We start from the raw sequence: 11,501 nt of genomic DNA on the forward strand, positions 1-11,501 counted from the left end.
TTTTTTTTATGCTTTTAGCGGCAGCTATTAGATCGCGTGAATAAGCGGGGAGAGGGGGAAAGCTATTTTAGTTTCTTCATTATATTGTCTCAAAACATCCACTTGTTTTTATGCTTATCCCACTTCAGCATACGCTGCCTCATGAGGTTCTTCACTGCTTCCCGGATCGCGCGTTCATCCTTACCGGTTTTTCTCTTCAATTCATCCAAGGAGGGGTTTTTCCCGAAGCGGGTCATATTAAAGATGATCCTATATACTTTCCTCTCAAAGTCATTCATTCGAATTACCTCCTGAAGAGAATAATACCAGAACAAATATTCTCTTTTCAACTTGAAATAGAACAAAAGTTCGTATAATATGATAGTAAATAAGGAGGGGCAGCAGCATGAAAGCATTGTTAAATCGTTCGTTAAATGAAAAATCAGCACTAGACATGATTTATATAAAAGCTGATGGAACAGTCTCGAAAAGAACCATCATAGTGCACCAGGTAAAACAGAATTTTATCCGGGCATTTTGTTTTAAAAGTAGGCAGACAAAAACATTTAGGATAGACAATATTCTTGCCGTTGCCCTGGCCAATTATAAAAAAGGGGTAAGGAATCATGCGTGATATGACGAAAAGGCAATCCGAAACACTGCAAGCGATTATTCATTTCATTGATGAACACGGTGTGGCTCCGACTTATAGGGAGTTAATGAAACACCTCGGTTTAAGCTCTACAAGCACAGTGAAGGGGCATCTCGACAAATTAAAGGAGAAGAATTACATCACGTGGCAGAATGGTTGCCCGCGCACGCTGAAATTAGAAAAAAGAGCTCAGCAATTCTGAAGCTCTTTTTCTATTGACTGCACTTTTTCCGCGCCAGCCTACAATTGGACAAGAACTGACGTTCGTTAAAGTTGTAGGCTGCCCGCAACCATTATGATATAATTTTGAAAAATGTACCTTTTGCAAACGGGGTGATATTTTGTTTTTTGAGGAAAAAAACACAGAGGAATTGATCAGATATGAAGATTATCCCTACGCAGTTTATGCCAGGGTTTCCTCTGAAAAAGATAGTCAAACAACATCCATACAAAACCAGATTGACATATGCCATCATTGGATTGAAAAAAACAACTATGAATGGAAAGACGAGGCTATCCAACTGGACGATGGTATAAGCGGGACAATTCTTCTCGACCGCAAAGCCATGCAGTTAATTTTAAACAAGGCCAAGAATCACAAATTGAAAATGGTTGTATTTAAATCCATCAGCCGGCTTGCAAGGGATCTGAAGGATGCGCTGGATATAAAAGAGGTTTTGCTGGCGCACGGCGTTCGTGTAGTTACGCTGGAAGAGGGATATGACAGTTTATATGAAGGAAAAAACTCAATGAAGTTCGAAATGTTTTCCATGTTTGCTGCTCAATACCCACAGACAATATCGGTTTCAGCAAGTAGCGCGCTCGCAGCGAAAGCAAGGCGCGGGGAACATTCAGGGCGGGTTCCGTATGGGTATAAGAAAAACGGCAAGTTTCTTGAAATTTACGAAGAGCAAGCAAAAGTGATTCGCATGATTTTTGATTTATACAATAATCACGGTTATGGTCAGAAGAGAGTTGTACACAAATTAAATGAAGAATTGCTGCTTGGCAATATTCCCAAGCCTCAGCAGAATGAGCGATGGCAACTATCAACTGTTCAGAGGATTTTACAAAATCCGATCTATTGCGGTGTGTTTATTGCAAACCGATATACTCAAGTGAAAATCGGGGGCAGAAAAAAGTTCATTCGTAACCCGGAGGAAAAATGGACGATTTATAAAGATTGGGCGCCTAAGATCATTACACTGGAAGATTACGAAAAGGCGAATAATAAAAAGCATGTGCTGAAAAAACGACGTTTCAATCCGAAGAACGAACTTCGCGGCTTAATGAAGTGCGGCGTTTGCGGCGCGAACATGGTCATCCTGTTCAGTTATAGACGCAGGAAAAAAGACGGCGTAAAAGTGGAGCATAATTATGTGAAGTGCAGCGCCTACCGACGCGGAGGGAAAAACATGTGTATTTCTCACCCGCCCATCCAGTATAAAGATTTACGCGAAATAGTTATTGAAAAGCTCAAGGAGAAGGGCCGTAAATTAAAACTGAATGTGAAATCAGATTATGAAGAGAAAAAGAAACGGCGGATCAGAGAAACAAAAGTTCAAATTGAAGCTGCTGAGAAAAAACATAAACGGCTGCTGGAATTGTTCCTCGAAGATCAAATGATTTCAAAAGCCGAATTCCAGGCAAAACGGAAAGAGATCGAGGATCAATTGGAACAATTAAACGATAAGCTGTTTCTGCTTGAGCGTGAAGAAGAAGAATCAATTGACATTACCAACATTAAAATTGCCTTTAGTCTTCTAAAGAAAAAGGACCAGGATTTGTATGAGGCGTTTCATGCGCTTATCGAAAAATTGGTCATTCATGAAGATGGAACCGTTGATTTTCATTATAAATTCCAGTGATCATTCTCATTTATGTTTGCAAAAGATATGCATAACAAATGCCATGCAGAAGTTAGGTGTGAAAGGGCGTTCGCAAGCTGTTGTCGAGCTTCTTAGAATGGGTGAGCTAGAGCTCTGATTCTTGCCGGTTTTCCTTCTTTATGAGAAGGAGCCGGTTATTTGTGTTGGCGCCCGGGGTGATAGGCATGCGATGAAAATCCCGGCTTTTCCTTTTTCTCCGTCAGTCTTGCATTTTCTTAAAAAAAGAAGGAAAATAGACACGGAGCGTGAATAGCCCAGAAAGATCCTTGAGTGAGGGATGGACAAATGACATCAAAATCTGTAGAGCATGTTGCGGATATCGAAAAATCACTCCGCCATATCGCTGCGATCATTAAACAAAAAGGACGAGAAATCCTTAACCAATATGCAATTACACCGCCGCAATTCGTAGGCCTTCAATGGCTTTATGAATTGGGGGATATGACAATAGGCGAATTATCAGGCAAAATGTATTTGGCTTGCAGCACGACGACGGATCTGATAGACCGCATGGAAAAAAATAAGCTTGTCGAACGGGTGAAAGACCCTGCTGACAGACGGGTCGTCAGAATTCATCTTCTCGCTGAAGGAGAGCGGATTATTCAGGAAGTGATTTTAAAAAGGCAGGCATATTTGCGGGATATGTTTGAGACATTTTCCGAAGAAGAAACAGCCGTCTTCGAAAAATCATTATTGAAACTGCAGCATGAAATGAAAAGAAAATGAGGCGATTTTGTTGGAACAGCCGATAGGAGTCATTGATTCCGGGGTTGGCGGGTTAACCGTTGCTAAGGAAATCATGAGACAGCTACCGAAGGAAAATATCATCTATGTGGGAGATACAAAACGCTGCCCGTACGGCCCGCGTCCTGAAGAAGAAGTTCTTCAATACACGTGGGAAATGACCGATTACCTGCTGGAAAACCACCATATCAAAATGCTCGTGATCGCTTGTAATACGGCCACGGCCATTGCCTTGGAGGATATTCAGCGCAAAACGGATATTCCGGTTGTCGGCGTCATTCAGCCGGGTGCGAGAACGGCGATAAAGGTGACGAAAAACCAGCATATCGGCGTCATCGGCACGATAAATACCATTAAAAGCAGAGCGTATGAGCAGGCGCTGCTCGGATTAAATGCAGACCTTCAAGTCGAGAACACGGCTTGTCCGCTGCTGGTGCCGTTTGTGGAAAGCGGGCGTTTTCTGCAGGAATCGGCGGAGGAAGCGGTCGAAGCATCGCTTGAGCCTTTAAAAGGTACAGCAATTGATACCTTGATTCTGGGATGCACGCATTATCCGATTTTGAAAGAACCGATTCAGGACTATATGGGAGATCATGTGAAAATCATTTCCTCCGGTGACGAGACAGCGAGAGAAGTGAGCACCATCTTGTCTTATAAAGGTTTGTTAAACCAATCGAATCGTGCACCGGAGTATCAGTTTCTTACAACGGGAGAGCGGAACGGCTTCGCAAAAATTGCCGAAGACTGGTTCGGCCATGAAATCGGCCATGTCGAGAGCATCTCCCTTCAAGAGCCGATCAGAAAATAAATCAAAAAACCCGCTGTTTACGGCGGGTTTTTTTGCGCATCCCGGTCTATTTCCCGGACAGGGCTCGTATACATCATAGTACAAACAGCCTTAGGAGGGAAAAGTATGCTGAAAAAAGGACCTGCAGTCATTGCTGCAACATGTCTTACTTCGGCTTTTGTATTATCAGGATGCGGTTTGTTTCAATCCGATAAAACAGCCGGGGAAATTGACCCGCCTCAAGACATTTCATATGTAAAGGGTGAAGCGGGGATACAGGCAAAATCAAAGCAATCAGAAAAAAACGGCACGTCAAAAGCCGACCAGCCGGCCAATACAGTCATGAGAGAGCTGTATCTGATTGATAAAAACGGCTATGTCGCAGCACAGACACTGCCTCTTCCGAACAGTGAGGGAACCGCAAAGCAGGCCCTTGAGTATTTGGTTCAGGGGGGGCCTGTCTCAGAAATCCTGCCGAACGGATTCAGAGCGGTGCTTCCTGCGGATACGACGGTAAATGTTGACATTAAAAAAGACGGTACCGCCGTCGCTGATTTTTCGAAGGAATTTAAAAACTATAAAAAAGAAGACGAACAAAAAATCCTGCAATCGATTACATGGACGCTTACCCAATTCAGCTCCATAGATAAAGTCAAAATCAGAATGAACGGGCATGAACTGAAAGAAATGCCTGTAGGCGGCACGCCGATTACGGGCGACTTAAGCAGAAAAGACGGAATTAATATTGAAACCGCCGGAGTGAATGATCTGACAGACACCCATCCGCTGACTGTATACTATCTGGCGGAAACAGAGACGAGCGAATATTACGTGCCTGTCACCAAGCGGATTGACAATTCGGAAACAAATGACATCACTGCTGCCGTTGAACAGCTCGCCGACGGGCCGGGCAAAGCAAGCGGGCTTTTGACGGACTTTAATAACGATGTTAAGCTGCTCGGCAAGCCGGAAGTAAAAGATGGCCGGGTTACACTTGACTTTAACAGCTCTATTTACGGAAGCGCCGATGAAAAAACAAAAATGGTATCATCGGGCGTGCTGGACAGCATCGTTCTCACATTAACCGAACAGCCGTCGATAAAAAGTGTTTCTATAAAAGTAAACGGAAAATCAGAACTGGTGAATGAAAAGGGTGAATCCCTTTCAAAACCTGTTTCAAGACCGTCACAAGTGAATACGGGTAGTTTTTAATTTGTGATTTTTGATATACTAGTAAAAAAGAGGTTAGCGTTCCGGGCTGCCTCTTTCTTTATTCACAATCCGGAACAAAAGGTTTATGTACATATAATCGGAGGTAAAATATGAGACACGACGGAAGACAGCACGATGAGCTGCGCCCTATCACATTTGATTTGGATTTTATCACTCACCCGGAGGGCTCTGTTTTAATTACAGCGGGAAATACAAAGGTTATCTGTAATGCATCTGTGGAAGACCGGGTGCCGCCATTTTTGCGCGGCGGAGGAAAAGGCTGGATCACAGCGGAATACAGCATGCTTCCCCGCGCCACGAATCAAAGAACGATAAGAGAATCTTCAAAAGGAAAGGTCTCCGGCAGAACGATGGAAATCCAGCGTCTGATCGGGCGTGCGCTTCGGGCCGTCGTTGATTTGGAAAAGCTCGGCGAACGGACGATCTGGATCGACTGTGACGTCATTCAGGCGGACGGCGGAACAAGAACGGCTTCCATTACCGGCGCCTTCTTGGCAATGGCCATTGCGGCCGGAAAACTCGTGAAAAGCGGCGTTATCAAAACTTCTCCCGTGACAGATTATCTTGCGGCCATTTCTGTCGGGATGGATAAAGAAGAAGGTCTGCTTTTGGATCTGAATTATGAAGAGGATTCAACGGCTGAAGTCGACATGAATATCATCATGACGGGAAGCGGACGTTTTGTAGAGCTTCAAGGGACGGGCGAAGAAGCCACATTCTCACGTGAAGATTTAAACGGACTGTTAAGCCTTGCCGAAAAAGGAATCCAGACGCTTATTCAAAAGCAAAAAGAAGTGCTGGGAGAAACATTGCCTGAACTGAAATAAAGAAAGAGAGGCCTGATCAGCGTGAAAGAAGCTATTATTGCGACACACAATCCGGGAAAAGTAAAAGAATTTAAGGAAATACTCGAACCGAAAGGCTACAGCGTCTCTTCTTTGGCGGAAATCGGATTTACGGAAGAAATTGAGGAAACCGGACACACCTTTGAAGAAAACGCCATCTTAAAAGCGGAAGCCGTGGCAAAAGCCGTCAACAAAATGGTCATTGCAGACGACTCCGGTTTATCAGTGGACAACCTTGGAGGCAGACCGGGCGTTTATTCAGCCCGTTATGCCGGCGAAGCAAAAGATGATAAGGCGAATATGGACAAGGTGCTGTCAGAATTAAAAGGCATCGAAAAAGAGCAGCGTACGGCCCGTTTTCGCTGCGCCCTTGCCGTCAGCATGCCGGGGCAGGAAACAAGAACGGTCGAAGGTCATGTTGAAGGGTATATTGCGGAAGAACCCGAAGGAGATAACGGGTTTGGCTATGATCCCATTTTTATTGTAAAGGATAAAGATAAAACAATGGCTCAGCTGACAAGCGCTGAGAAAAACAAAATCAGCCACAGGGCGGAGGCGCTCAAGAAACTGTCAAAGCTGCTTGACGCGTAAGGGGGAGCGTAATGCAATGAAAGTGCTGATAATAAGTGACAGTCACGGCCTCGAAGGCGAATTGGAGACGATCTCGAAGCGGCACGAAGCCGAAGCGGATCTGATGATTCATTGCGGTGATTCAGAGCTTGATGCCGCACATCCCGCGCTTGTGCCGTATCACACGGTGAAAGGCAATTGCGACTTTGGCGTCGGGTTTCAGGAGGAGCTCCTGCTGGACGCCGGTTCAAAGAAAATTCTGGCCGTACACGGACATCTTCACGGCATTAAACAGTCACTTTTAACTGTTTTTTACCGGGCGGAAGAGCTTGGAGCGGATATCGTCTGCTTCGGCCACTCGCATATTGCCGGGAGTGAAGTGCTTCGGGGCAAGCTTTTGATTAACCCTGGCAGCATTCGCCTTCCGAGAGTCCGCAATGTGAAAAGCTATGCCATTCTTACTCTTACAGAAAGTGAAGGCACTGTGACGTTTTACGACGAAACGGGTCAGGAATTGAAGGACTTGGGGAATACAATCAGCTTTTAACTTTTGATGGGGAAGATTTCTTTCTCCCCCATCAAAAGTTTCTAAAAAAATATTGACTTATGATATGAACCTGTATATAATAAATCTTGTCGCTGATACATAAAGCAAAACCTGTCCCAGTAGCTCAGCTGGATAGAGCAACGGCCTTCTAAGCCGTCGGTCGGGAGTTCGAATCTCTCCTGGGACGTACAAAAAAGAGCTGGTGACATCAGAGTGAAAACTGATGACGCTGGCCTTTTTTATCGGATGACCATATTGTCAATTCGCTGACATCATGGTAAAATGATCAGCAGTACGATTTGATTTTCATGTCCCAGTAGCTCAGCCGGATAGAGCAACGGCCTTCTAAGCCGTCGGTCGGGAGTTCGAATCTCTCCTGGGACGTATAATAAAAAACCTCAAGCCCTGACAATGGGTTTGAGGTTTTTTTGTATTTGTTTTTTTGTTTTATGAAATAAAAGTCCTGTATTTAATGAAAATTGTAAAGATTTTAATATAAATGAAACTTAATGAAATATTTACCGTAAGAAATATATGTATAAAGATACTTAAGGCGCCCTTGAGTGATAAAATATCTGATTTCTATTATTTATTTTGTTAATATTTGATAGAAAGACAGCGGGAGGAATTAGCTTTTGAAGTACGCATTTGCATATAAAAATGACAAGATAGAAACGATCTTTTGCGGAAAAGACGAGCTGTTTGAGGAACTGAAACAATTTTTAATGACTCAATGCGGTTTAATCATTGTTGAGGTTTCAAAGGCTGATTACGATACGGAGCAGGAAATGAATCAATGGAATGACCGTTATACATTGTAAGTAAGAAAAAACCGGCCGTGGGAGACCGGTTTTTATATCATCTGAATCCGCTCGGAGCGCTGAAGCCCCCAGCATGGCCGCTGAAACCGCCCCCGAGCGCGCCGAGATGGGACCCTGCGCCGAGGCTTCCGCCGACATCACTGAAGGTTTGACCGTAGTACCCGCTTGTATAAGGGTATGGGACGAATTGCTGCCCGGCGAATGACAGCGAGCTCTGCGGGGTCTGCTGTCCGTATCCGTATGATGGAAATCCCTGCTGAAAAGAAGGGCCGCCCTGAAACGGAGCTGTATGCATTGGTGCCGGAGGATAATAAGACTGCGGCGGCAGAACCGGTAAAGGCGGAAATCCGGGAGGCAGGCCTTGCATGCCTGATAACATCTTATTCATGACATCACTCATTTCTTCACGAGATAAGAACAGTGTATGCGTATGTCTGTATAAAGAGCCTGTTCAATCTGAACGGAATATCTGACAAACAGACCGAAAAGAACATGAAAAATTGTGTAATAAAATGTGACATAATCGTATAAGAACGGAAAAATTTCATGTAATCTTGAGAGATTAACAAAAAAATGATAAAAACTTTTAACATTTACAGATCCCTTTGTACCAGTAATGAAAGCGTATACAAAGTAGATTGATTAATCTAAATTGTCTAATAATTATAAAAATGCTGTTGACACTGTCTGCAAACGGGCGTAATATGAGTTCAAACAAAAATAAATAAATGATTCACACTAAAAAGAAAAATCATAAAACACTGAAAAACAAACAAATGAGGGTTCTTTTTTTAAATAAAAGAGCCGCCATAATAAAAAGCGCAGAAGAGGATAAGTAGCTTTGCAGAAGTTTTTTACAGAGAGCCGGTAACGCTGAGAGCCGGCAAAAACAAAGCAAAGTGAACTCACCTCAGAGTGCCGGTCTGAAATGTGAAGAGTAGGACTCGGCCGAGTGAACGCAACGTTTACTCGTTATCAAAACGGATAGTAATTATCCATGAGACGGTCTTCATATGACCGTAAACAAGGGTGGTACCGCGGAAAGCAAAGCCTTTTCGCCCCTTTTGGCTATCGCATGAAATGCTTGGCTGAATGTGGGTGGGAAGGCTTTTTTATTTGCGTCAGCCGGCGCTGCGTTTTATGAATTTGATTTTAGAAGGGAACATTGAAAAGGAGGAACTGAAAATGGGCACAAATGTACAGGCGGATACTGCGTCTGCCGATTGTACAAAGACAATGAACGGGGCTCTGATGCTGATTGAATCATTAAAGAAAGAAAAAGTCGAAATGATCTTCGGATATCCGGGGGGAGCCGTTCTTCCGATTTACGATAAGCTTTATCAATCAGGATTGGTTCACATCCTGCCCCGGCACGAGCAAGGCGCGATTCATGCGGCCGAAGGGTATGCGAGAGTCTCGGGGAAGCCGGGGGTTGTCATCGCTACTTCAGGACCCGGAGCGACAAATTTAGTGACCGGTCTTGCGGACGCGATGATTGATTCACTGCCGCTCGTAGTGTTTACCGGCCAGGTGGCCACTTCAGTCATCGGCAGCGACGCTTTCCAGGAAGCCGACATTTTAGGAATTACGATGCCGATTACGAAACACAGCTATCAGGTCCGCCGTCCGGAAGATCTTCCCGGTGTGATCAAAGAGGCTTTCCATATCGCCACGACGGGAAGACCGGGTCCGGTATTAATTGATATTCCGAAGGATGTCGCAGCATTTGAAGGGGAATTCAGATATGATCATGAGATCAATCTTCCGGGTTATCAGCCGGTAAAAGAGCCTAACTATCTGCAGATCCGAAAGCTCGTAGAAGCTGTCAGCAGTGCGAAAAAGCCGGTTATTTTAGCCGGAGCGGGTGTTTTGCACGGTAAAGCTTCAGAAGATTTAAAAAATTATGCCGAACAGCAGCAAATACCGGTAGCCCACACGCTTCTCGGTCTGGGCGGTTTCCCGGCAGATCATCCTCTCTTTCTGGGAATGGCGGGAATGCACGGCACATACACAGCGAATATGGCGCTTTACCACTGTGACTTGCTGATCAGCATCGGAGCTCGGTTCGATGATCGTGTGACCGGAAATCTGAAGCATTTTGCAAAATCGGCCAAAGTGGCGCACATCGATATTGATCCGGCTGAAATCGGAAAAATTATCGAAACGCAGATCCCGGTGGTCGGCGACAGTAAAATCGTCCTTCAGGAACTATTGAAGCAAAACGGAAAACAGGGACAGTCAGCTGAATGGAAACAGCAGCTTTCTGAATGGAAAGAAGAATATCCGCTCTGGTATACAGACGACAGTGAAGAGGGCTTAAAACCCCAAAAGCTGATTGAGTATATTCACCAATTCACAAACGGAGAGGCGATTGTGGCGACGGATGTCGGTCAGCACCAGATGTGGGCGGCTCAGTTTTATCCTTTCCGAAAGGCTGATAAGTGGGTGACCTCGGGAGGGCTCGGCACAATGGGCTTCGGCCTTCCGGCGGCTATCGGAGCGCAGCTGGCTGATCGTAACGCCACGGTCGTTGCCATCCTCGGAGACGGCGGTTTTCAGATGACCCTGCAGGAGTTAGATGTCATCCGGCAGCTGAATCTTCCGGTCAAAGTGATTATTTTGAACAATGAATGTCTGGGCATGGTCAGACAGTGGCAGGAAATCTTCTATGAAGAACGCTACTCTGAATCCAAATTCTCGGCGCAGCCTGACTTTGTCAAATTGTCAGAAGCCTACGGCATTAAAGGCATCCGGATTACATCAGAAGAAGAGGCGGAAGAAGAGCTGAAAAAGGCGCTTTCATCAAAAGAGCCGGCCGTTATTGACGTCCGGGTCGCCAAAAGCGAAAAAGTATTCCCGATGATTGCGCCGGGTAAAGGACTTCATGAAATGGTGGGGGTGAAACCTTGAAACGCATTATCACATTAACGGTGGTCAACCGCTCGGGGGTATTAAACCGGATCACCGGCCTGTTTACAAAAAGACACTATAATATCGAAAGCATCACTGTAGGCCACACGGAAACAAGCGGTGTTTCAAGGATTACATTTGTCGTCCATGTGGAAGGCGAAAACGACGTTGAGCAGCTGACAAAGCAGCTTAACAAACAAATTGACGTCCTGAAAGTGACGGATATTACAAACCAATCAATTGTACAGCGTGAGCTTGCACTGATTAAAGTTGTTTCTGCACCGCCGACCAGAACGGAAATCAATGGAATCATTGAGCCGTTCAGAGCTTCCGTCGTTGATGTCTCAAAGGACAGCATCGTCGTTCAGGTCACTGGCGAGTCTGATAAAATCGAAGCCCTTATAGAGCTTCTCAAACCTTACGGCATTAAAGAAATCGCGAGAACAGGCACAACGGCTTTTGCGAGGGGAACCCAGCAAAAGGCGTCATCCAATAAAACAATTTCTATTGTATAACACAAAAAA

14 protein-coding genes, 2 tRNA genes, 1 pseudogene and 1 other annotated feature are annotated in these 11,501 nt (G+C 44.9%); of the genes and pseudogenes, 15 read left to right on the forward strand and 2 right to left on the reverse strand.

Annotation, left to right across the window (positions count from 1 at the left end; translation table 11 throughout):
- Positions 1–89: 89 nt before the first annotated feature.
- Positions 90–278, reverse strand: a complete 189-nt coding sequence (locus Y79_RS0116900) for a hypothetical protein (protein ID WP_016938739.1) — start codon at positions 276–278, stop codon at positions 90–92.
- 107 nt (positions 279–385) lie between these two features.
- Between Y79_RS0116900 and Y79_RS0116905 the strand changes: the two genes are divergently transcribed.
- The 13 genes and pseudogenes from Y79_RS0116905 to Y79_RS0116960 all read left to right on the forward strand — a co-directional run bounded on the left by Y79_RS0116905 (position 386) and on the right by Y79_RS0116960 (position 8,067).
- The gene (locus tag Y79_RS0116905; RefSeq protein WP_016938740.1) at positions 386–613 is read left to right on the forward strand and encodes a WYL domain-containing protein; all 228 of its coding nucleotides are present in this window, start codon (positions 386–388) and stop codon (positions 611–613) included.
- A complete protein-coding gene (locus Y79_RS0116910) occupies positions 606–833 on the forward strand; it encodes a LexA family protein (protein WP_016938741.1) in 228 nt (75 codons plus the stop codon). Before Y79_RS0116905 ends, Y79_RS0116910 begins: the two co-directional genes overlap by 8 nt.
- 139 nt (positions 834–972) lie before the next feature.
- Entirely contained in the window at positions 973–2,499 is a 1,527-nt protein-coding gene (locus Y79_RS0116915; RefSeq protein WP_016938742.1) for a recombinase family protein, read from the forward strand.
- Between the two features lie 31 nt (positions 2,500–2,530).
- A pseudogene (gerE, locus tag Y79_RS1000000121800) lies at positions 2,531–2,617 on the forward strand (spore germination transcription factor GerE); the annotation flags it as partial.
- Positions 2,618–2,805: 188 nt separating this feature from the next.
- Positions 2,806–3,246, forward strand: a complete 441-nt coding sequence (locus tag Y79_RS0116920; protein ID WP_016938743.1) for a MarR family winged helix-turn-helix transcriptional regulator — start codon at positions 2,806–2,808, stop codon at positions 3,244–3,246.
- A gap of 7 nt (positions 3,247–3,253) precedes the next feature.
- Positions 3,254–4,072, forward strand: coding sequence for a glutamate racemase (racE, locus tag Y79_RS0116925; protein WP_095241530.1), 819 nt, complete (start codon positions 3,254–3,256; stop codon positions 4,070–4,072).
- Between the two features lie 105 nt (positions 4,073–4,177).
- Positions 4,178–5,263, forward strand: coding sequence for a GerMN domain-containing protein (locus tag Y79_RS0116930; protein WP_016938745.1), 1,086 nt, complete (start codon positions 4,178–4,180; stop codon positions 5,261–5,263).
- A gap of 110 nt (positions 5,264–5,373) precedes the next feature.
- A complete protein-coding gene (rph, locus tag Y79_RS0116935) occupies positions 5,374–6,111 on the forward strand; it encodes a ribonuclease PH (RefSeq protein ID WP_016938746.1) in 738 nt (245 codons plus the stop codon).
- 12 nt (positions 6,112–6,123) lie between these two features.
- Positions 6,124–6,720, forward strand: coding sequence for an XTP/dITP diphosphatase (locus Y79_RS0116940; RefSeq protein ID WP_095241532.1), 597 nt, complete (start codon positions 6,124–6,126; stop codon positions 6,718–6,720).
- A 16-nt stretch (positions 6,721–6,736) separates the two neighbouring features.
- On the forward strand, positions 6,737–7,246 hold the full coding sequence (locus tag Y79_RS0116945) for a YfcE family phosphodiesterase (protein ID WP_016938748.1): 510 nt from the start codon (positions 6,737–6,739) through the stop codon (positions 7,244–7,246).
- Between the two features lie 113 nt (positions 7,247–7,359).
- A tRNA-Arg gene (locus Y79_RS0116950) sits at positions 7,360–7,433 on the forward strand.
- A gap of 123 nt (positions 7,434–7,556) precedes the next feature.
- Positions 7,557–7,630: transfer RNA gene (locus tag Y79_RS0116955), tRNA-Arg, on the forward strand.
- A gap of 251 nt (positions 7,631–7,881) precedes the next feature.
- On the forward strand, positions 7,882–8,067 hold the full coding sequence (locus Y79_RS0116960) for a hypothetical protein (RefSeq protein ID WP_016938749.1): 186 nt from the start codon (positions 7,882–7,884) through the stop codon (positions 8,065–8,067).
- A 37-nt stretch (positions 8,068–8,104) separates the two neighbouring features.
- On the opposite strand, the gene Y79_RS0116965 is transcribed toward Y79_RS0116960, so the two are convergent.
- On the reverse strand, positions 8,105–8,455 hold the full coding sequence (locus tag Y79_RS0116965) for a hypothetical protein (RefSeq protein WP_016938750.1): 351 nt from the start codon (positions 8,453–8,455) through the stop codon (positions 8,105–8,107).
- A gap of 425 nt (positions 8,456–8,880) precedes the next feature.
- Positions 8,881–9,133 (forward strand) — a binding site (T-box leader).
- Positions 9,134–9,252: 119 nt separating this feature from the next.
- Here Y79_RS0116965 and ilvB point away from each other — a divergent pair.
- On the forward strand, positions 9,253–10,977 hold the full coding sequence (gene ilvB / locus Y79_RS0116975) for an acetolactate synthase large subunit (protein WP_029575359.1): 1,725 nt from the start codon (positions 9,253–9,255) through the stop codon (positions 10,975–10,977).
- Positions 10,974–11,492: an acetolactate synthase small subunit gene (ilvN, locus tag Y79_RS0116980; protein WP_016938753.1), complete on the forward strand. Its 519-nt coding sequence runs from the start codon at positions 10,974–10,976 to the stop codon at positions 11,490–11,492. Before ilvB ends, ilvN begins: the two co-directional genes overlap by 4 nt.
- The last annotated feature ends 9 nt before the right edge of the window (positions 11,493–11,501 follow it).

The sequence above is a fragment of the Bacillus siamensis KCTC 13613 genome, from assembly GCF_000262045.1.
GTDB classification, from domain to species: Bacteria; Bacillota; Bacilli; order Bacillales; family Bacillaceae; genus Bacillus; species Bacillus siamensis.